Source organism: Sphingobacterium mizutaii, assembly GCF_900187125.1.
Classification (GTDB): domain Bacteria; phylum Bacteroidota; class Bacteroidia; order Sphingobacteriales; family Sphingobacteriaceae; genus Sphingobacterium; species Sphingobacterium mizutaii.
The window spans coordinates 1,745,728-1,767,905 of sequence record NZ_LT906468.1; the positions used below are offsets into that span (position 1 = coordinate 1,745,728).

The following is a 22,178-nucleotide window of genomic DNA, read 5'->3' on the forward strand; positions in this document are numbered from 1 at the left end:
CCTTAATCAATTCTCCCTTTTATCATTCACTTGTTTGCCAGAGTTTCCAGTCGCTTCTGCTTTTGAATTACTATCTGACTTAGTACTGTCTTTTGATGGATCTGCTTTAATGTTGGTACTTCTGGAATCCAAAGTGTTTTTATTATGGGGATGTCTTTCAATAGGTGTATTTCCTTGTTTTTTCATATTGCCTCCAACGCTGTGTTAATGGAAAAACACTTGAAAAAAGAATAAGTTTATAGTTTAAATACCTGTTTTATCGGAATAAATACTTAAATCAAGAATGGATGTAATTTGCTGTATCCAAGTAAGATAGCCAAAAAGCTAAATTACTTTCCGCTCCTTGGTTCTTGTTTACACCATATTCTTCCAAGCCATCGTAGCAAGCCATGTTTTGGAAATCAAATAAGACTTCTCCTTTTATGTTGTTCCCTAAAAACCAAGAGAAAGTTTCTAGGATTCTTTCTTTATAATTTATCCTAATTGCATGATGTTGAAGCTCTTCGTAAAGCATAATTGTACTGCTCACTTCAATGGGTTGTTGACCGAAATCACTGCAAATACCTTCCTTTTTTAACCAATTAATATTTCCAATACTTGAAAAATAACCTTTTCGAAAAATAACCTGATCTAAAAAAGCACTGCTTGCCAATCCTATTTTTTCCATTTCCTTGTTTCCAAAATAGCGCGATGCTCTTAAGATACTCATGGGGAGGATCGCATTGTCATAAGAAATGACTTCTTCAAACCAATGCCAATCTTCATTTTCTGCTGCTTTATATTCGTCCATAAGAAATTGACAGGAACCTTCAAGTTGTTTTCGGATTTTCATATCCTCTGGATATTTTTCGAGATAGTGTAGCAATCCCAAAATTTGGTAGCCTACAGCTCGTGCAGATTTGCAATCTGCCATGTGAGGATAGGATCTATCAAATAATTCCTTGGCTATAGGATGATAATTGGCAATTTCTTTTTTTGAAAGCAGAAATCCTAGGGCCCAAATTGTCCTTCCAAAGCTGTCATCCGATCCTATGTGCTCGATGAACTGTAGATCAAAGGACATGAAGTTTCTAAAGATCCCGTCTTCTTTCTGTGCATAATGGATAAATCCCAGGAAATTACTGATGTATTTATTTCTATAACTGGGTTCTAATTGATGATATGCCTTGCAGAATAATAGCAAAGCCCTGCAGTTATCATCCAAACAATAACCATGATGGTAATTCGGGATATTGAATTTGGCATGTTGAAGGATACCGGTCGGGGTCGTCAAAATTTCAATATAAGGAAACTCTAATTTTGGAACCCGATCAAAAAATGTCTTGACTATCTTTGAATAGCACTTATTATCTACCTGAATTTCCTCCATCTTGATAAGGAATTAAGAAGAAATCAATTTCTTTGATTTTCCAGGATCCAAGAACTTTAATGTCTTGTCTTGGTTTTCCATGCTTTGTACTTTAGATTTTGGAGCATTGATAGCAGAAATTAAACTTAAATGTTGTTTTCCTACATTCATCCAGGACATCGCTTTTCCAAAGTTTTCCGCCCTTTGCTGATAGCTTTCCATGAGTTTGGGATCTTCAATCAGATTGTTGATGCATGTTGCCAATCCTTCTACATCGTTAAAATCAAATAACATTCCTCGATTCTCATCCAATAGATCCTTAGCATACCAATATGGGGTGGAAATTATGGCTGCACCAGCGCCAAGGGCAAAGGATAGCGTGCCACTGCTCATTTGACTTTCATTTGGATAGGGGGTAACATAGATGTCACAAGCTTTTAAATACTGCTGTAAGGTTTCATCACTGACAAAATGGTTCACGAAGAATACCTTGCCTGAAAGCTGGAGCTTGCCAGCTTGTTGCATCAAACTATTTTTGTAAGTATCGCCTTCTTCCTTCAAAACATTCGGATGGGTTGCCCCAAGGATTATATACACGAAGTTATCTGAGCGTATTTTTGAGGTCGCTTCAATGGCAATTTCATAACCTTTATTCCTACCCAAAAGTCCAAAGGATAACATTACGATTTTGTCCTCGAGTCCTAAAATCGTTTTGGCTTCTTCTTTTGTTGATTTAAAATTAGGAACACCATGTGGAATCAGGCTAAGCCGATCAGAATTGATATGGTAAACTTTTTCCAGCATATCGATCCCTCGTTGCGTCATTACAGTGATTTTATCGCTCAGAATGCTTAATTTCTGAATGACGTTAAACTCCATTGGATTTGGATTTTGAAGGATGGTGTGCAAATTAGTTATGATGGGAACATTTATCCGTAAGATAAAATCCAAAATATATTCCCCTGCCTCCCCACCAAATATTCCATATTCATGCTGTAGGATACAGCACTGATACATTTGTTGGTTTGCCCACTCTGCCGATTCCAAATAGTCTGATTTCTCATTTCTTCTTATTGTTCTTTTCACCTCAGGAGGAAAGCTGGTCTCTGTCCCGTCCGTAATAGCAATAACCTCAACTTCATTGGAATGGTCCAAAATAGATTGGAACAAATCATGCGTAAAAGTTGCTATCCCACATTTCCTAGGCGGATAGGTGCCAATAATCAAAATTTTCATAAAAATCCTTTTGCAAATTGTTTATAACTAATTCTTTACTACTTGTTGAACATCCAGTAAGATGAAATTGTTCAGATTTAAGCCCAATAAAAATTAAATATGACAAAGATTAAACAAGACCTCTTTTTAATCGTTATAAATAAGTTGTTGGCTTATAATTAAATTGATATGGGAATTACAATAAACAGAAAGAATATATTATTCAAACCTAAGTTGGATAGGGTATTAGCTCGTCGTTTCAACCTATCTCCAGAACGTTCTAAAAGAATTATTGAAAGAGTACTGAATTTAAGCGATGTAAAAAAGAATGAGTTGATTACCCAGATTTTAAGAAATTATGCCCGAAGACATCGCAGTGTAATCAATATTTTAGAAAGAAACTACAAGCTGAAGGCTCAAGAATTAAAAGACCTAAAGATCGATACCAAGAAATTGACCGAGGTCGAAAAATTACTGATTGGCTCCTTCTTTACCATGGAATATTCCATCGAAGCTGCCGCTTATTTTAACCCTTCGATCGTATTTTCACCTGATCAATCCCAAACACATGAAGGCGAAAAAAGGGTAGTGCTAAGTTTCAGGGCAGTTGGGGAAGGGCATTTATCTTCCATAGTCTTTCGTTCAGGGATCATCGATAAGAATTTAAACATTGAACTCGATGAGGTAGGCATTTTATTGGACAAGCCTAAGCATGTTAAAAATTATCGCTATAAAAAGGACGATTTTATTGAAAAATTGATGCAGATGCATTGGGTAGACGAGGATTTAACTAAAATCATAGAAAGCAAATTGACGGATTCATTTACCTATGATGAATTGTTGCGTTTTGTTAAAGAAATCGAGGAAGAAAATGAATTGACCCATGATAACCAGATTTTGATGCACCAGATCATGTGGTTGGCTTCTTCACATTATGAGATTTCTTATTCCTTGGATACTTCTATTTCAGAACGAGTAATCTTTCCTATCAGCGATACCGAAAAGAATGGAATTGAAGATGCCCGTTTTGTAGCCTATAAAAGTGAAAAAGGCAATATAACCTATTATGCTACCTATACGGCTTATGATGGTCATTCTATTCTTCCAAAACTGCTCTCAACCAAGGATTTTATCAATTTCAAAGTGCAGCCTATCAATGGTAAGATCGCCAATAAGGGTGCTGCTCTTTTTCCAAGGAAGGTCAATGGCAAATACGTCATGCTCTGTCGGGTGGATGGTGAAAATAGCTATGTGTCTTTTTCGGATTCTATTACCAATTGGCACGATGAAATCCATCTGGTTGCCGAACCTGAAAGCCCTTGGGAATTTATACAAGTCGGCAATTGTGGATCGCCTCTTGAAACGGAAAAGGGCTGGTTGGTTATCACCCATTCTGTAGGACCCATGCGCGAATATGTGATCGGAGCAATGCTGCTCGATTTGCATGATCCTACTAAGGTCTTGGGGAAACTAAAGGAACCCCTTCTATTTGCCAATGAGGAGGAGAGAAATGGATATGTGCCAAATGTACTCTATTCCTGTGGGCAGATCATCCATAACAATCAATTGATCCTGCCGTATGCCTACTCTGATCATGAGTCGACCTATGCAACAATCTGTCTCGAGGAACTGCTCAGCACGTTATTAGAGGAGGGAAATCCTTAATTTACTTTTGTAAAATCCCTTCGATCAAGGATTTCCATTGTGGATAAGAGGCTCCTAATTTTGCACCTAAGGCAACAAAAATATTCCTTAATCGGTCCAGGATGGAATCAAGCTCCAAGTTCATGATTTCATTCCTTCCAAAATAGGAGGCCTCAACGGTCTTGCCATCTCGCTTCACCTGAAAGCTCGATGTCGCCATGTTTTTAAAGAAATGTTTGGTTTCATGATCATGATCTTGATGCGGCATAAAACTTGGCCTTAGAGTAAGCGTAATCAAGTCATGTTCAGTATCAGAAGATTCATTGATCTGTTCTATTTGAACATAATCGTAACCTGAAGTACTCCATAGTCCAGGTCCGGGAATATCTATCTTAACAAAATCGCCTTCTTGCGGCCTTTCTTCAGAATGTTTGCCAAAGGCATCTAAGTGCTCGAAGGTCGAAACGGGAACCTTTGCTACCTCATTCCAATTATTGATAGCCAATAGTCTGTTCTTTGCCTCTAAATAAAAGTTCTTAGCTAGAATTTCATTCTCGAATTCCACGGAATCGGAGATATCCATATCCTTTCCTTCATGCTGTGCTGGAATTAAATGTTTCATCTCATTGTTTTTACTTGAATAACAATTTACAAAACTAAAAGTTGATTTTTTTCAATCCGCTAGTTATTATATTAAGGTTTTTGGTGTGTATCATTTACTGAACCCCCAGAGGGGGTGGAATCTTTGTAGAGCAATTATGGATAATAAAGGATAACCCCTAGTGGGGGTGAAATATTTTTCAATAATTCCCGTTCATGTGGTCAAATTAAATAAGAAATAGTTTGCTCATCTTGCGATTCGCAATGACCCCAATCCCATAAAAAAAAAAAAATAGATTCTTCGCTGCACTCTGAATCCCTCTCTGAGAAACTCCCAATTCTGAACGGTCAGTGAAGAATCTGTACGTAAATGCCCCACACGTTCTGTCATCATCCATCGAAGATGGATGACCTGTTCGTTATTTCAATCATTGTTTGTATTGTTCCGAGAAAATCGTGCCTCAGTTTGACACTGGAAAGAAAGCTTTTTTTGCTTTAAGCTGTACACCTCAGCACCTTCCTGAAAATTTTGTAAAAACTCTAAATCTCCAAAATGGATCATGTTCTTCGGGTCTGCTTTTGCTCATGTTCGAGGCATATTCGGAAAATTCAAAATGTGTCTCGAATAAGACCCAAAGGAAAGCCATATTATCTGTTTTATCCCAAGTATGCTTTTATCAATCTTTTAACAAAGATTGTTGTTAAATATTGTTGGAAAAGCTCGGCTTGGTTCGGGTTGTTTATTAAAAAACATAGGTCTGGAGTTTTAATTCCAGACCTATGATGTTTATGTTGTTTAATTTAATGGTTTAGTGGCTATGGCCAACTGTACCTACCATTTTAGCATTGATAAAGAATGCATTCTTTACTACGATCTTGCTGTTAGCTGGTATTTCAACTACTGGGGTAATACCGGTATAACCCATACTAGAAACACCCCTTAGCACCTCTATTTTTTCAAAATTAATAGATTTCGAGTGTTCAGCATGATCATGTTCTTCACCTTCCTTATGGACATGGGGTTCTTCAGGATGATCGTGTTCGCCTGCGTGGTCATGTTCCTCGCCAGCAGCATGTTCATGATCTTCATGTTCTGCTTCGGGTTTTTTATCGGTTTCGATAAATATAAAGGTTTTACCTTCAGACTCTACAATGGCTTCATCGGGAACTGCTGCGGTTGTTACATCTTCCACGCTGATGGAACCTGAAGTATTCATGCCATCAATGAGGCCTGATTTATCTCCAACCACCATACTGTGGATAGCTATGGTCTTGCTTTCGTTTTCAAAAGAAGCACCAATTTGGGAAATCTTGGCGGTGTAGATTTTGCTTGGATTGTTCGTGGTCGTGAAACTGATTTCTTGGCCTACCTTTAACTTCGGCAGATCCCTTTCGAATACCTGCAGATCCAGATGGATCATGCTGTTGTCCACAACCTCAACTATAGGAGAGGAGACATCCACATAACTGCCCAGTTTCGCAAAAATATTGGATACGACTCCATTGATCGGACTGCTAATTGACAATGCCGATCGCAAATTGCTGGTTGAAATGGCATTCGGGTTAATTCCCAACAATTGGAGTTGTTTTGCAGAAGAAGCTTTTTTGGTCCTCAAGATATTCAGGTTGCTCACCGCATTCTGAAGGTTTCTTTTGACTCCAGCATTGCCCGCATTAAGCTCTTGCTGGCGCTGAAGCTCCTGTTCAGCCGCCTGAATCTCATTATTTGCATTCAGATAATCTTCTTGCAATTGGATGAATTGCGGATTGATAATGGTCGCAATGGTTTGCCCTTTTCTGACATGATCGCCTAATTGAACATTCAGTGATTGGATCACACCTCCATAAAGGGGAGTCACATTGGAACGGTTATTATTGGGTACATTCAAAACCCCATTGGCTGTGATTCGCGCAGTAAGGTTTTTCTGCTCAATTTGTCCAAATTGAATGCCCACCTCTTTGATCTGCTCATCAGTCAGTGAGGTAATCGTCGTTTTTTCGGTGGCTCCATGTTCATGTCCATGGCCTTCTTCGGTTTCAGCAGATTTTTCCGAATTGCTAGAACTGCTATTACAAGAAGACAATATGCATGCAAAGCCTAGGCAGAATAGAAGGTATTTTGTTTTATTGATGGGTTGCATAAGCTTATTGATTAATGATTGAATAAATTGAAATAACAGATTCATTGACACTCTGAATGCTCTTTAGGTAATTCAAATAGATATCTGTTGTGGTCTGTAGAGCGAAAAGATATTCTACATAGGATATATCGCCGGCAGAATATCCCAGTTTAGCAGCATTGATTATTTCCCTCGCATTGGGTAGTGCATTATCCTTGAAATAATTGTACTGAGCGAGGTTCTGCTCATACTGGTTCATCATATTCGCATATTCGTTCTGTAGCTTTTGCTTTTCCCATTCTGCAGCCATTTCAGCAGCCTGTTTTTCAAAGTCTAAGGACCTGATCTTGGCCTTTGTCGTCCCATAGGTTAATGGGATGGCTATACCAACGTCAAAAGAGCTGAACCGTTGGCCACGGCCATAATACTTTTCTACCCCATTTCTTTCATGCATTCCCATCAGGGAAGCATTGGTATAACCGATGTTGAAATCTGGCAAACCCGATGATTTCTCGACTTGCTTGCTGGATTCTGCAATGCGAGCCTGTTGATAGAGGGCTTGGATTTGCGGATGTTCAGCGATTTTTGAGGTATCGGTTATCTCTGAAAGACGGATAGGTTCAAATATTTCAGCTATCTCAACCTCAAAATCATCGGTAACCTGCATCAGGTTCTTAAGGCTGTTATACGCATTTCTCTTCAAGGTTTCATTCTGTTTATACAATAGATTGATTTCTCCTTGTTTAGCTTGAGCAGTATTGATATCCACTTTTTTCGTATCCCCTGCATTGAATCGAACTTCGGCTATGCGGATAAAATCCCGGTAGATACTGTCAAGAGATTTAAGTTCCTTTTCATTGTTATCCAGATAAGCGATTTGTAGAAAATAGGTGCGAACCTGTTGTTTTAACTGATTGATGCCTATTGATTTTTCAACTTGCTTCGCTTTCACCTGTTCATTGACCAATGCTTTTCTAGATTTGAATAGGGTAGGAAATGGGATGGATTGGGAAATGGAGATCGCATCGTTCTGCTCAAAGCCATCGTTTTGACCATATTGAAAATTCAGGTCTGTTTTAGGGAGCTCTCCACTGGTTTTGAGCAGGCTTTCCGCCGCTCGAATTTCCAGGTCATTGGCCTTTAACCCTTTATTGTTCTCAACCGCAATTTGGATAGCCTGGTCAATATTGATCTTTTGTTGAGCATTTGCAGAGGATATTCCTAAAAACCCTAAGATAAATAAGCTTATAGTCGTTTTCATAGGCGCAGGTTTTATCTTGATTTTAGAATTGAAAATGATATATAAAAGTGGGAGTACAAAAAGCGTCAGGATCGTAGCCGTGACCAGACCACCGATAACCACGGTTGCCAGTGGTTTCTGAACTTCCGCTCCGGCACTGGTGCTGATTGCCATCGGTAAAAAACCTAAAGATGCTACCGTAGCCGTCATGAGGACTGGCCTTAACCTGATCTCGGTTCCTACCTTCACCCGCTGGATAATATCCGTCATCCCTTCTTTTTCTAGCTGATTGAATTTACCGATCAATACAATACCATTCAGTACGGCGACCCCAAACAGGGCAATAAAGCCAACACCAGCACTGATACTAAATGGCATATCCCGAATCAAGAGGGCGAAGACCCCACCGATGGCACTCATTGGGATTGCCGTAAAGATCAAGGTTGCTTGCTTGAAGGAATGGAAGGTGAAATATAACAGGAAGAAAATAAGCAATAGGGAAATCGGCACAGCGATCATTAACCTAGAGCTAGCCTGTTGGAGATTCTCAAATTGTCCGCCATAAGTAAAGTAATAACCTGCTGGCAGTTTAACTTGCGAACCTAATTTTTCTTGTATTTCCTCCACTACGGATTGGACATCTCTACCTGCAACGTTGAAACCAATAACTATCCTTCTTTTACCTCCTTCACGGCTGATCTGGGCCGGTCCAACGGTGAAGTCGATCTTAGCCACCTGCGATAGAGGGATCTGTTGATGGTTTTGGGTAGGGATCAACAGTTGGCTTACATCTTCAATATTGTTTCGATGTTCATCATGAAGTCGTACTACCAGATCAAACCTTCTTTCATTCTCATATACCATACCGCTGCTTTTTCCTGCGAATGCAGTACTTACCACATCATTGACATCCTCAATGGTCAATCCGTAATTGGCCATCCTGACGCGATCGTAAATGATGTTGATTTGTGGCAGTCCTGTAACTTGCTCCACTTGAGGGGCAGTTGTTCCCGGAACCGTTTGAATTACTGCATTGACTTGATTGGCATAAGTCAATAGGGAGTCTAGGTTCTCACCGAAGATTTTTACCGCTACGTCCTGGCGGATACCGGTCATCAGTTCGTTGAAGCGCATCTGGATCGGTTGGTTTTTTTCGAAGAATACTCCCGGGATGACTTGGAGTTTTTCCATAATAGCATCGCCGAGTTCTTCATAGGATCGTCCAGATTTCCATTCATCCTGTGGGTTCAATATCACCATGATGTCGGTTGCTTCTGGTGGCATGGGGTCAGTTGGTACTTCAGCTGCTCCGGTCTTACCCACTACCATTTTTACTTCCTCAAATTCCTTGATAATCCTAGATGCCTGCATAGATGTTTCAATACTTTGGCTCAAGGAGGTTCCAGGAGGGAGGATACAGTGAAAGGCATAATCACCTTCCTGTAATTGTGGAATAAATTCGCCCCCCATTCTGTTGAAAAGAAAGATCGAAAACAAGAAAATAGCTACTGCTATGGACACTATGATGTATTTAACCCGTATTGCTTTTTCCAATAATGGTGCATACATCTGATGCAATTTTTCGATGAATTTATCGCTGAATGTTTTTTTATCATGTCCTTTTCTAGGAAGGAAAAGGGCACACATCATAGGGATATAGGTCAATGAAAGGATAAGTGCTCCAAAAATGGCAAAACCTACGGTCTTGGCCATTGGCGAGAACATTTTGCCTTCTACACCTACCAGCGTTAAGATAGGGATATAAACAATTAGGATGATGATCTCTCCGAAAGCAGCCTGTGTCCTGATCTTAGAGGCTGAATCGAAAACCTCTTGGTCCATTTCTTTTTGGCTAAGTCGATGGGTAGATTTTCTTAATCCTAAATGGTGTAAGGTGGCTTCGACCACGATAACGGCTCCATCGACGATAAGACCAAAGTCGATCGCTCCTAAGCTCATTAAGTTTGCACTGACGCCAAAGACATTCATCATGCCTAATGCAAATAATAGGGAAAGGGGAATGGCTGAGGCGACAATTAATCCTGCTCTGAGGTTTCCTAAGAATAGGACTAAAACAAAGATGACGATAAGAGCTCCTTCAATCAGGTTTTTTTCTACCGTACCAATGGCTCTGCCAATAAGGTCGGTACGATCCAGGTAGGGTTCAATGACAACGTCTTCTGGTAATGAATTCTGGATAGTCGGAAGCTTTTCCTTGATTCGGTTCACGACATCATTACTATTCTCGCCTTTCAGCATCATAACCACTCCGCCTACGGCGTCGACTTCGCCATTATAGGTCAAAGCCCCATAACGGACTGCGGAGCCTAATCTGACGTCTGCAACATCTTTGATGAAGATAGGAACGATGCCATCCGTTTTGACAGGGATATTACCTACATCTTCAAGGGAACTTACTAATCCTATTCCCCTAATGAAATAAGCATTAGGTTTTTTATCGATATAAGCACCACCTGTGTTTTGATTGTTTTTTTCTAGGGCATCGAAAATATCAGGAATGCTGACCCCCATAGCTCGTAATTGATCGGGATGGACAGCAACCTCATATTGCTTTAATTGGCCACCAAAGCTGTTTACTTCGGCTACGCCAGGAGTTCCATAGAGTTGGCGGGCAACGATCCAATCCTGCATCTCACGGAGATCCATGGAGGTATATTTGCTTTCACTACCTTTTTTAGGGTGGATGATATATTGATAGACCTCGCCTAAACCGGTACTGACTGGCGACATTTCAGGATTTCCGATGTTTTTCGGGATGTCCTCAGTCGCTTCAAGAAGTTTTTCATTGATGAGTTGCCGAGCGAAATAGATATCCACATCCTCCTTAAAGACAACGGTAATGACAGAGAGACCAAATCTAGAAATGGATCGGATTTCTTCAATATCTGGGATATTGGCAATGCTCTGCTCAATCGGGAAAGTAACGAGACGTTCCACTTCCTGACCGGCAAGGGTCGGGGTACTGGTGAATATTTGGACCTGATTGTTAGTGATGTCAGGAACGGCATCAATGGGTAGTTTGGTAGCTGACCATACCCCCCAAATGATCAAAACCAAGGTCATTATTCCGATAATGATCTTATTCTTGATACTAAACTTTATGATTTGATCTAGCACATGAATGGCTTTAAATTCAACATTTTATGGTATTTAGATAAGGCGATATTGAGCCATATCTATAAAATAAATCTTCCTGAATCTATGATTCAGGAACAATAAAAAATTGAAGATTAAACCTGTGGAGGCTGCCAAATGTTTTCCTGGTCATTGCTGACAAGGGGATACTCTTTTTCTGTTAAATCAATGTTGGCGTAAGATTCTATTGGTTTTTCAAGGTTGAACACATGGAAGTTGGCTACCGTTAAGGAAATGCCGCAGCATGAACAGGTGCAAAAAGGGGTGCAGCTGTCTTTTGAGCAGTCATGATGTTCCTGATGGCTGCTTTGTTCTGTGCCACTATGTAAATGGGTATGAGATTCGGTCATACGATCACTGCATGGAATGAAAGTTAGGACCATGACATAAACCATTAATATGATAGAGGCGAATCTCATTACCACAAATATATATAAACTAAGCAATGGGAAATTAGTGAGAATCAATAAAGAAGGTTGTTTGTAACAAGAAAGTTGCAGTAATGGAGTATCGAATCACTATCAATTTCGTTTTTAATTAATCATCCGCCTATTTGGCTAACTATTTTTAAAGACATCACTATGGGTAATAATCCCCAGAAAATTTTAATTGGAACAAATCATTTGGATCAGATTGGAGGATCCGAGGCATATACGTACGATTTAATCAAAGCGCTCAAAAATATAGAAGGAATTGAAGTGGAATATTTCACTTTCTCAAAAGGAGATGTATCTGATAAAATAGAGGAAGAATTGCAAGTTTCCTTTATGTCTGAGAAAAAATATGACTTGATCATCGCGAACCATAATACAACTGTAAAGGAACTCTATGGAAAATCAGCTATTGTGCAGGTCTGCCACGGAATAATTCCTGACCTGGAACAGCCATCTCCATTAGCTGATTATCATGTGGGTATTTCGGAGGAGGTATCAGACCATTTAATAGATTTAGGCTATCCGAATTCAGTGATCCTCAATGGAATCGATGTGGACGAGAAAAAGTCTATTGTAGCGCCAAATGAGGAATTAGAAAGTGTTCTTTCCCTCTGCCAAAGTGAAAAAGCAAATAAACTTTTGAAAAAAGTGTGTGATGTTAAAGGTTTGGAGTTCAAGGCTTTTAATAAGCACGTGAACCCAACGCTAAATATAGAAAAGCATATTAACAAAGCTGATTTGGTAGTTGGTGTGGGGAGGTCAATCTATGATGCCATGGCATGTGGAAGGCCCTGTTTAATCTATGATAATCGAGGTTATAATGGGAATAAGGCAGATGGGTACCTGAGACCTAGGAATTTTTGGAAATATGTAAAGAACAACTGTTCTGGTCGCTATTTGAACAGAAAATACACCGAAAAGGACCTGGTCCGAGAATTGGAAAAATACAACCCCCAACATGGGAAAGAATTGCGAAGCATAGCGGTTGAAAACCTGAATGCGCAGACTATGGCCAATGAATTATTGAGTATGCAGCAGTTCTTTACCTGGAAAAATAAATTCAAGAAATGGAAACGGTTTACGGAACATGCCAAATTAGTGAAGCACGTGCTGCTCTATAAGAAATTGTATAACAGTACTGGTATCGAGTATTTTAATAAGTCTATGCTATAGCGAAAAGGAAATTAATTTTTTTTTTTTTTTGTGTAAAAAATATTCCGAATTGTTCTGGATTATTGATAATTTACAGTACCCAAATTATTAATGATTATGCAGAAATTCGTCGATCGTTCAGAGCAAGCAGCAGATAAAATATTTGATAGCCGAACTGTTGAAAAGGATTATCACACAATTCTTCCAATATTACAACCGGGAATATCAGTATTGGATGTCGGTTGTGGTACCGGTGCCATCAGTAAGGGGATTGCCAATCTAATTGGTCCCAAAGGGAAGGTAGTCGGAATAGATAACACCTTAGATTTTATTGAAGCTGGCAAGCGGAATTATGCGGAAGTCAGTAACTTGGAATTATTGCATGCAGATATTTTTGAGTTCGAAAGTATTGAAAAGTTTGATTTGGTGGTTTCTGCAAGAACTCTACAATGGCTGTCTAAACCAAATGAAGCCATAGCAAAAATGATAGGGTTCTTAAAAACGAAGGGCATTCTTTCCGTTTTGGATTATATCCATGAGGATATTGAATGGGATCCAAAAATTCCTGAAAGTATGGGCAGTTTTTATGCTTCTTGGTTGCGATGGAGATCGGATAACGGCATGAACAATCGCATGGCTGAATGTTTGCCCATGATTTTCAACGAAAATGGATTGAGAAACATAGAGGTTCGGGAGTCAAACGAAACCTATTTGAGAGGTCAAGCAAACTTTGATGATAAACTTGGGATCTGGGTTAAGGTAGCAAGTTCTAAGCAACTTGTGGAGGAACAATATGTTACGGAAGAATTAAGACAGAAGGCAATACTGGATTATCAGAACTGGATAGAAAAAGATGCCAATGTGATGCAAATGGTGCTGAAGGAGGTAAGGGGGCAAAAAATATAGTTAGTTTGTACATACAGTCCAGGTCTAAAGAATCCTTTAGACTTTCTTAGTCTCAAAAATTATACATTTCCTGTATCAAATTTTTAGTAAATTTATTAGATTGAATTCTTATTCAAGGTGTTTTTAATTATAAACCTGACCATACATAGTTTGTTGTATTTCATTAATATATATAACTGAAGGGTTAAAAAAAGCTCAGTATCTATCAATCTTGAATCAGATTGTACATACATTCTGTGCTAATTTTACGTATGGATGCATATTCCTGTTATTGGACTGTGTATATAATTCTATAAACCTATAACTAAGCGTAATATAAACCTGCAATGAAAAGAAAGATATTGGTTTTTTCTGCTTTGACTGTTCTGGTGCTTGCCGTCGGTTTTTTTACTGTGCACAATAGTGAGGAAGTTGATTTCAGTAGCGATGTAAAGCCCATTCTGAATAAGCACTGCATCTCATGCCATGGTGGGGTGAAGAAAAACGGTGAGCTGAGCTTCCTTTTCGAAGAGGAGGCCTTTGCCAATGCGAAATCTGGGGAACCTGCCATCATTCGTGGGGATGCCGAACATAGCAATATGATCAAACGGCTGACCGAAGAGGACCCGGAATTGCGGATGCCCTACAATGCGCCAAAATTGGATGATAGTGAAATCGAAATCCTGCGTAAATGGGTGGACCAAGGTGCTAAATGGGGGAAACATTGGGCATATCAGCTTCCTGAAGAGGTAGAAGTCCCTAAATCTTTTTCTTTTGCTTCTCTTTTTGGATTCAAACCTAAGGGGATAACCAATAACATAGACTATTTCATCAAAGATAAATTGGACGCACAGGGGCTATCTCCTTCGGGGGAGGCTGATCGTGAAACTTTATTGAGAAGGGTATACTTGGATCTTGCCGGTGTTCCGCCGAGCCTAGCGGAGGTTGAGGCCTTCAAAAATGATAGTCGGGACAATGCCTACGAAATCAGGGTGGACAGCCTGCTCAGTTCGCAACAATATGGTGAGAAATGGGCCTCCTGGTGGTTGGACATGGCTAGGTATGCGGATACCAAGGGCTATGAAAGGGATGGTTCGAGACAGATCTGGGAATACAGGGACTGGGTGATCAGGGCTTTCAACAAGGATATGCCTTATGATCAATTCAGTATTGAACAGCTTGCTGGTGACCTGTTGCCTGAGCCCAGCAAAGATCAGCTGATCGCCACGGCTTTCCATAGGAATACAATGAATAACGATGAGGGCGGAACGGACAGCGAAGAGTTTAGGGTTGCTGCGGTTCTGGATCGTGTGAACACGACTTATCAGGTTTGGCTGAGCACTACTTTTGAATGTGTGCAATGCCATAGCCATACCTACGACCCTTTTAAGTTTGAGGAATATTATAAATCTGTTGCTTTTTTCAATAATACCCGAGACGAAGATACCGAGGGTGACCACCCTAGGCTGCGTTTTTATGGCGAACAGGAGCAACACAAAATTGATAGCATCAAGACTTGGTTAGCTCAATATGGCAATGAAAAGCTTCTGCATTCCACAGACCTTTTCTTGAAGAGCCTAGAGCCGAAGATTCATGCTCATTATACGGATCAGCTGAGCAATGCAGCCTTGTATGATACCAAATGGTTGGGAGTGAGGAATGGTGGAAATGCCAGAATGAGGGATATTCAGTTGGATGGCAAGAAATTGATCTACCTGAATTATTGGACTAGCAATACTGGTGGAAAGCTGGAAATTCGTAAAGACAGGCTGGACGGAGAGACCATAGCGAGTATAGAGCTGCCGAACACGCAGGGAAGACAGGTGATACAGGCTCCAATTGCGGAAACGCAAGGTAGGCATGATCTATTCCTTGTTTTTACCAACCCTAAATTAGGAAAGGATGAACCGGTGTGTATGGTGGAATGGATGGCATTTCGTGAGCCATTTCCTGACATGAAAGCTCCAGGTGCGGAGCATATGCAAAAAAGTATATTGCAATTGGTGAACACCAACCCTGCTAGCGTTCCGATCATGATCGAGAACCCTGAAGATATGAAAAGGACCACCAAGATATTTGAACGTGGTAACCGTTTGGCGCCGGGTGATGTAGTTGAGCCCAAAGTGCCTGAGGCATTGAACCCTTTTCCTAAAGGTGCAGCAAACAACCGTTTGGGCTTCGCGCAATGGTTGGTTGCCAAGGATAACCCTTTGACGGCAAGGACGCTGGTAAACAGGGTATGGGCACAACTGTTTGGAAGGGGCCTGGTGGAGCCATTAGGCGATATGGGTACACAGAGTAATCCGCCGATCCATCGGGAATTGTTGGATTACTTGGCCTTGGATCTGATGCATGAGAAGGCGTGGAGCATGAAGTCGCTGATTAAGGATATCGTGCTTTCATCTACTTATAGGCAATCATCGAGCTTGGATAGTAAGGACGCCAAAAAAGACCCTGAGAATTATTATTTGGCTAGAGGTCCGCGTTTTAGGCTTTCTGCGGAACAAATCCGCGATCAAGCTTTGACGGTAAGTGGCTTATTGAGCGGGAAGATGTTTGGTCCGAGTGTGATGCCATATCAGCCAGAAGGTGTTTGGATGACTGTGTACAGTGGTGAGTCCTGGAAGAAAAGTGAGGGGGAAGATCAATTTAGGCGTGGTATCTACACCTTCCTGAAAAGGACGAGTCCGTATCCATCCTTTGTCTCTTTTGATGCATCCAGTAGGGAAGTGTGTTTGGTGGACAGGATCAGGACGAATACACCGCTACAGGCATTGACAACACTTAACGATCCTGTCTATATAGAGGCGGCCAAGAATCTGGCTGCCATCATGAAAAAAGAAGCTAAAGGTGACCTGAAATCTGGAATAGCAGCAGGATACCGACATACGATGTTCAGGGACCTTTCCGCAGATAAACTGGCGGTACTGGAGAAACTTTATGCGCAGGCATATGATAATTTTGAGAAGCGTCCGGGTGAAGCGGAAAAGTTCTTGGGTAAAGATCATGTTTCTCCAGACCGGAAAGAACTGCTCAGTGATGCTGCATATACCCTGGTAGCGAATGCGCTGTTGAACTTAGATGAATTTTTGACGAAATCTTAAGGAAATGAAAGACTTTGATAAGCTAGTGAATGAGGCCTATATAAGGCAGTTGCAGGCAGAGACCAGACGACATTTCCTGAAGAAATGCGTGGCTGGGATTGGGAGCATCGCTCTTGGTGGGATGATGGCGAGTTGTATGCGTTCTGGAAATGCGGCGAACGCTGAGGGCGTTGATCTAAACGCATTGAATCCCTTGCTACCAAGGGCTCCGCACTTTGCTGGCAAGGCCAAGAATGTAATCTACTTGCACATGGCAGGAGCGCCTTCTCAATTGGAACTATTCGACTATAAGCCTGCTCTGCAGAAACTACATAATCAACCTTGCCCTGAATCGCTGTTGGCGGGTAAGACCTTTGCTTTTATCCGTGGGGTTCCGAAAATGTTGGGTCCGCAGGCTACCTTTAAGCAATATGGACAGAGTGGAGCTTGGGTTTCTGATCACCTACCGCATTTTAGCAAGGTAGTGGATGAGGTGAGCTTTCTAAAGGCTGTACATACCGACCAGTTTAATCATGGTCCGGCGCAGTTGTTCATGCATACCGGGAGTGCCCGTCTGGGGCGTCCGAGTATCGGGTCTTGGGTAACCTACGGTCTGGGGTCTGAAAACAGCAACTTGCCTGGCTTTGTGGTCTTGACTTCTGGCGGTAAAACTCCTGATGCTGGAAAGAGTGTTTGGGGTAGTGGATTTCTGCCTTCGGTATACCAGGGGGTGCAATGTAGGTCCAAGGGAGATCCTGTTCTCTATATTGCTGATCCGGAAGGGATGGACCGTGACTTGAAGCGGAACGCCATCGATGCGATCAACCAAGTGAACAAGGAGGAATTTGAAACTTTCAAGGATCCTGAGACTCTGTCTAGGATCGCGCAATATGAGATGGCCTATAAAATGCAGGTAGCCGTGCCTGAGGTTATGGACATCAATAATGAGCCTGAATATATCCATGAGCTGTACGGAACTAAACCGGGTCAAGAGTCTTTTGCAAACAACTGTCTGCTGGCACGTAAGCTGGTGGAGAAGGGAGTGCGCTTTGTGCAACTTTTCGATTGGGGCTGGGATAGTCATGGAACTAATCCTTCTGATTCCATTGACCTAGGTTTCCGGAATAAATGCCGCGAGATCGACCGCCCGATGACTGCACTCCTCATGGACCTGAAGCAACGTGGATTGTTGGAAGAAACCCTTGTTGTTTGGGGAGGGGAATTTGGAAGGACTCCGATGCAGGAAAATCGCGATAACAATGATATGCCATTCTTGGGGCGCGATCACCACACCGATGCTTATACCATTTGGATGGCTGGAGGTGGAATCCGAAACGGGGTCAGCTACGGTGAAACGGATGAAATTGGATTTGCCGGCGTCAGCGGCAGGTCTTCTGTTCACGATGTCCATGCGACCATGCTGCATTTGCTTGGCTTTGACCATGAAAAGTTTACTTATGAATTCCAAGGGCGACCTTTCAGGTTGACTGATGTTGAAGGCACCGTAATCAAAGATATTATCTAAAGAATATATGAAGCACCTTTTTAGGCTATTGATCATACTGGTCTTGCAAATGAATTTCCTGTTCGCTCAAACGGAGAAAAGCCTGACCATCAAATATTATTGTACAAACTGGGGAATGACCGATACTTGGGCGGACTTCTGTAAAAAAGTGAAGGAGGCTGGCTATGATGGGGTGGAGACCTGGCTGCCGGGAAACCAAGCTGAACGGGCAGCGATGTTGGAAGCACTCAAGGAAAATGGTCTTTCATTAGGCTTGCTTTCTGGCGGCGGTGGTGATGATTATGCTACCTATTATGCGAGTTTTGGAAATAATTTGAAAGAAGCTATTAAGCTAAAACCTGATTATATCAATTGTCACACGGGCAAGGAATACTACAGTTTTGAGGAAAACAGCAAATTGATTTTGCTTGCTTCGGGCTTGAGCAAAGAGTCAGGTATCCCAATCTACCACGAGACCCATCGTGGTAGATTCAGTTTTGCCGCTAATATTACCAAGGGTTATCTGGAGAAAGTTCCTGAATTGACCCTAGCCTTGGATATTTCGCATTGGTGCGTAGTGCATGAATCTTTGCTTTCTGATCAAAAGGAGGCCGTTGATCTTGCGCTTTCAAGGACTGGTCATATCCATACAAGGGTTGGACATCAGCAGGGTGCACAGGTAAACGATCCGGCAGCTCCTGAATGGAAAGCAGCATTGGACCAACACTTAGCCTGGTGGGATGTGGTGGTGGACAGTTATAAGAAACAAGGTAAATCCACCTTAACCATGTGCATGGAATTTGGTCCTTCGGGCTATATGCCAACCTTGCCCTATACGCAACAGCCTGTTGCCGATCAGTGGTCGGTAAATAAATACATGTTGGATCTCCTGAAGAAAAGATATAGCTCCTTATGAAGTTTTTAGAAGAATTGGCTTCCTTTTTTGGTCGTTTCCATCCAATACTGGTGCACATGCCAATCGGTATGCTAGTGCTGGCCTTTGCAATGGCGGCCTTTGCCAAATTCAAAAAAGGTCTTGATTTTGGCTCTGCTATCAGGTTTTCCCTGTTGTTGGGTGCATTGGCAGCTGTGTTAGCGGCGATTACTGGCTTTCTGCTATCACAGGATGGTGGTTATGAGGAAGACGTGTTGGATTTCCACCAATGGCTAGGGATTTCAGTGGCTGTATTGTCCTTGCTCTGTTATTGGTTGTACCGTGATGGATATGCTGTACAAGGTATTTTGGGAAGATTGAAATCCCAGCGTTTTACGATGCTGCTTGCAGTGGTAGTACTCTTGGGATTTACGGGCCACTTCGGCGGTACCCTGACCCATGGAAAAGGCTATATCAAAGATGCACTTCCTTCGGATATAAAGGGGTTCATGGGAATAAAAGATGAGGAAGAGGAAATTATGGTTCTGGAGAATGTGCAAGAAGCTGAGGTTTATGGACAGGTCATACAGCCTATCCTGAAAGCTAGGTGCCAGGGTTGCCATGGTGAAAAGAAACAGGAAGGCGAGTTTGCTCTGCATAACCAAGAGAGCTTATTGAAGGGCGGTGAGTCAGGCAGTTTGCTGGAAGCTGGTAACAAAGATAAAAGTGAACTATATAGACGTTTGATCTTGCCTGAAGGCCATGAAGATAGAATGCCTCCGAAAGGAAGAAAACCTATCACTGCCGACCAAATTAAGCTAATCGCTTGGTGGATCGATAGCGGACTAACATTTGAAAAGAAGGTAAAGCAACTGGAACAAGGGGAGGAGATTGCTACAATCCTTAAGAAATTGGAAAGCCCTGCTGAACCAGCGGAATCCCCGATGCTCTATGCGGACCTGCCAGAAGCTCCAGACCTTCCTGAAAACCGATTGGATGCTTGGCAGGCTAAAGGCATTAAAGTTTTGCCAATTGCTACAGAAAACAACTATGTAACCATCAATGCTATTAACTATCCTGAGCTTAGCGACAAGGATATTGAGGACCTAATGCATATCAAGGAGAATATCGTACAACTGAAATTAGGGCATACCAAGGTGACTGATCAAGGTATGAAACTTTTGGCCTCTCTGCCAAACTTAATTCGGCTGCATCTGGAACATACCGAAGTTTCCGACAAAGGCATGGAAGACTTAAAGTCAGCCCCACAGTTGGCCTATCTCAATATCGTAGGTACAAAGGTTACCGAAAAAGGAGTAGAGCAGCTCAATTCCATAAAATCGCTGAAGGATATATATGCCTTCCAGAGTGGTGCTAGGTTCAATCCGGATATTCCAAAAGGAAATGGGAAATCAAGAGTAGATACCGGAAACTATGAACTTCCTTTTTTGGAGTCAGATACTATAAAATATTAAACCCAAAAGAGCTAAGGAATAAGTTTCATTTGGGTTTAATAGAAACCAAGTACTGGTGTTTGTTTTTGTAAGACCTCCTTTAAGATAGAACTTTATTAGGGAAGTAATAGGTTATTAAAATGATGCATTTTTCATCATTGTCATTTTTGGCGGAATGTATCATGCTCCCGTCGAAAAACATGGAATCACCGGCCTCAAGATCAACCACCTGATTCCTTAGATGAATAGCAGCTTTGCCATTGATTACATGTTTAAAGATATAAGCATCTGTTTGGACAATGGACTCCTCAGCAAATGGATCTAGCTCTAATAGTGCAATGCTCATATTACTTTCTCCTAAATCCTGTTCGATAATCCTTCTGTAAAGCGAACCAGAACCTCGTTCCAGTTTTAAAGAGGAATAGTTTTCTTTTTTAAGGACAATCACTGGTCCGGGGTCCTTAGGACCCTTAAAATCTTCGAAAAACTTGTTTATATCAATCTCAAGGGAGCTGATGATATTGATTAAAACAGGGAGTGAAGGAATGGTTCTGTTGTTTTCAATCTGTGAAATCAGCCCTTTGCTTACTCCTGCCTTATTCGCAAGCTCTTGGATAGTGATGCTCTTGTTTTTTCTTATTTCCTTGATCTTACTACTTATTTTGAAAATAGTATTGCCTTGCATTGTTTGTTGTAATTAAAAATGATTCAAGTAAAGTTAAACTTATTAAGTAATATTGTTATTTTTTTTATTTCATTTTCGTTGCTAGAAACAAAATAATAATAAAGATTTAACAATATAAAGGTGTGGTTATTTTTTAATTGTTTCCTTTTTTTTGAATCTATTGATGCAGAAGGCCCACTGTAAAAACTTTAAAAGACAGGCATTGGCTCTCTTTCTATGATGTCGTTTTTTTTATTTGTTTTGCTCGGCCAATTCATCGAATATGGCGATAGATTTACATACTACGCTTGTAGAGCCCTTAAATGTTTGTTCATTAAATCTAAAAAGACTTATTTAACGTCTTTTTATTCCTGCGTTAAGGTTGGAGAGTCTTCGGGGTTTACACTGTCCAAAACCTGGAAAAGCGTTTGATGGGAAATGGGTTTTGTCAGGTATTCGATATATTGATGGCCATCGTTGCTTTTATATCGGTCGGATTTACAGATAGAAGAGCTGATAATATAGATGCTGACGTCCTGGTCTTCGAATAAGTTTTCTTCTTTGATGCTTGTCATCAATTCCCAGCCATTCATCAAGGGCATATTGATGTCGATGAACAATACTTGGGGATAAGTTTCCTTGTTAGCTTTGTTCTTCCTGAAAAATTCAGCAGCTGTATATCCATCAGGAAAGATGCTCAATTCGATGTTTTTATTGTGATATTTTTCAAGGAATTTCCTGAATAAAAAACAGAATATAGAATCATCGTCCACAAGGGTTATCCTTAAAGTATCCTTCATCATAA

At 41.0% G+C, this 22,178-nt stretch carries 16 protein-coding genes; 7 read left to right on the forward strand and 9 right to left on the reverse strand.

Going from position 1 to position 22,178, the window contains the following annotated elements; all coding sequences use genetic code 11:
- Nucleotides 1-6 precede the first annotated feature (6 nt).
- The 3 genes from CKW03_RS07540 to CKW03_RS07550 form a co-directional block, all read right to left on the reverse strand.
- On the reverse strand, nucleotides 7-186 hold the full coding sequence (locus tag CKW03_RS07540; RefSeq protein ID WP_093095497.1) for a hypothetical protein: 180 nt from the start codon (nucleotides 184-186) through the stop codon (nucleotides 7-9).
- Between the two features lie 91 nt (nucleotides 187-277).
- The gene (locus tag CKW03_RS07545) at nucleotides 278-1,369 is read right to left on the reverse strand and encodes a hypothetical protein (protein ID WP_093095499.1); all 1,092 of its coding nucleotides are present in this window, start codon (nucleotides 1,367-1,369) and stop codon (nucleotides 278-280) included.
- Between the two features lie 12 nt (nucleotides 1,370-1,381).
- Nucleotides 1,382-2,584, reverse strand: a complete 1,203-nt coding sequence (locus tag CKW03_RS07550) for a glycosyltransferase family 4 protein (protein ID WP_093095500.1) — start codon at nucleotides 2,582-2,584, stop codon at nucleotides 1,382-1,384.
- A gap of 168 nt (nucleotides 2,585-2,752) precedes the next feature.
- On the opposite strand from CKW03_RS07550, the gene CKW03_RS07555 reads away from it, so the two are divergent.
- A complete protein-coding gene (locus CKW03_RS07555; RefSeq protein ID WP_093095503.1) occupies nucleotides 2,753-4,228 on the forward strand; it encodes a glycoside hydrolase family 130 protein in 1,476 nt (491 codons plus the stop codon).
- A gap of 1 nt (nucleotide 4,229) precedes the next feature.
- Here CKW03_RS07555 and CKW03_RS07560 read toward each other — a convergent pair whose 3' ends face one another.
- From CKW03_RS07560 to CKW03_RS20900, 4 genes are all read right to left on the reverse strand, one after another.
- Nucleotides 4,230-4,829 (reverse strand): hypothetical protein, encoded by a 600-nt coding sequence (locus CKW03_RS07560; RefSeq protein WP_093095504.1) that lies wholly within the window; start codon nucleotides 4,827-4,829, stop codon nucleotides 4,230-4,232.
- Nucleotides 4,830-5,616: 787 nt separating this feature from the next.
- Entirely contained in the window at nucleotides 5,617-6,948 is a 1,332-nt protein-coding gene (locus CKW03_RS07565; protein ID WP_093097712.1) for an efflux RND transporter periplasmic adaptor subunit, read from the reverse strand.
- Nucleotides 6,949-6,952: 4 nt separating this feature from the next.
- The gene (locus CKW03_RS07570) at nucleotides 6,953-11,305 is read right to left on the reverse strand and encodes a CusA/CzcA family heavy metal efflux RND transporter (protein ID WP_093095506.1); all 4,353 of its coding nucleotides are present in this window, start codon (nucleotides 11,303-11,305) and stop codon (nucleotides 6,953-6,955) included.
- 113 nt (nucleotides 11,306-11,418) lie between these two features.
- Complete coding sequence (locus CKW03_RS20900; RefSeq protein WP_373865678.1) at nucleotides 11,419-11,742, reverse strand: DUF6660 family protein; 324 nt, start codon at nucleotides 11,740-11,742, stop codon at nucleotides 11,419-11,421.
- A gap of 162 nt (nucleotides 11,743-11,904) precedes the next feature.
- Here CKW03_RS20900 and CKW03_RS07580 point away from each other — a divergent pair, with 162 nt between their 5' ends.
- The 6 genes from CKW03_RS07580 (at nucleotide 11,905) to CKW03_RS07605 (ending at nucleotide 20,730) form a co-directional block, all read left to right on the forward strand.
- Complete coding sequence (locus CKW03_RS07580) at nucleotides 11,905-12,930, forward strand: glycosyltransferase family protein (protein WP_093095508.1); 1,026 nt, start codon at nucleotides 11,905-11,907, stop codon at nucleotides 12,928-12,930.
- A 96-nt stretch (nucleotides 12,931-13,026) separates the two neighbouring features.
- Nucleotides 13,027-13,815, forward strand: a complete 789-nt coding sequence (locus CKW03_RS07585; RefSeq protein ID WP_197700990.1) for a class I SAM-dependent methyltransferase — start codon at nucleotides 13,027-13,029, stop codon at nucleotides 13,813-13,815.
- A 326-nt stretch (nucleotides 13,816-14,141) separates the two neighbouring features.
- Entirely contained in the window at nucleotides 14,142-16,898 is a 2,757-nt protein-coding gene (locus tag CKW03_RS07590; protein ID WP_093095511.1) for a DUF1553 domain-containing protein, read from the forward strand.
- Nucleotides 16,899-16,902: 4 nt separating this feature from the next.
- Nucleotides 16,903-18,402: a DUF1501 domain-containing protein gene (locus CKW03_RS07595; RefSeq protein ID WP_093095513.1), complete on the forward strand. Its 1,500-nt coding sequence runs from the start codon at nucleotides 16,903-16,905 to the stop codon at nucleotides 18,400-18,402.
- A gap of 7 nt (nucleotides 18,403-18,409) precedes the next feature.
- The gene (locus CKW03_RS07600; RefSeq protein ID WP_093095515.1) at nucleotides 18,410-19,297 is read left to right on the forward strand and encodes a sugar phosphate isomerase/epimerase family protein; all 888 of its coding nucleotides are present in this window, start codon (nucleotides 18,410-18,412) and stop codon (nucleotides 19,295-19,297) included.
- Nucleotides 19,294-20,730 (forward strand): c-type cytochrome domain-containing protein, encoded by a 1,437-nt coding sequence (locus CKW03_RS07605; protein ID WP_093095516.1) that lies wholly within the window; start codon nucleotides 19,294-19,296, stop codon nucleotides 20,728-20,730. Before CKW03_RS07600 ends, CKW03_RS07605 begins: the two co-directional genes overlap by 4 nt.
- A gap of 79 nt (nucleotides 20,731-20,809) precedes the next feature.
- On the opposite strand, the gene CKW03_RS07610 is transcribed toward CKW03_RS07605, so the two are convergent.
- Both CKW03_RS07610 and CKW03_RS07615 read right to left on the reverse strand, forming a co-directional pair.
- Complete coding sequence (locus CKW03_RS07610; RefSeq protein ID WP_093095517.1) at nucleotides 20,810-21,394, reverse strand: helix-turn-helix domain-containing protein; 585 nt, start codon at nucleotides 21,392-21,394, stop codon at nucleotides 20,810-20,812.
- A gap of 344 nt (nucleotides 21,395-21,738) precedes the next feature.
- Nucleotides 21,739-22,176: a response regulator gene (locus tag CKW03_RS07615; RefSeq protein ID WP_093095519.1), complete on the reverse strand. Its 438-nt coding sequence runs from the start codon at nucleotides 22,174-22,176 to the stop codon at nucleotides 21,739-21,741.
- Between the last annotated feature and the right edge of the window lie 2 nt (nucleotides 22,177-22,178).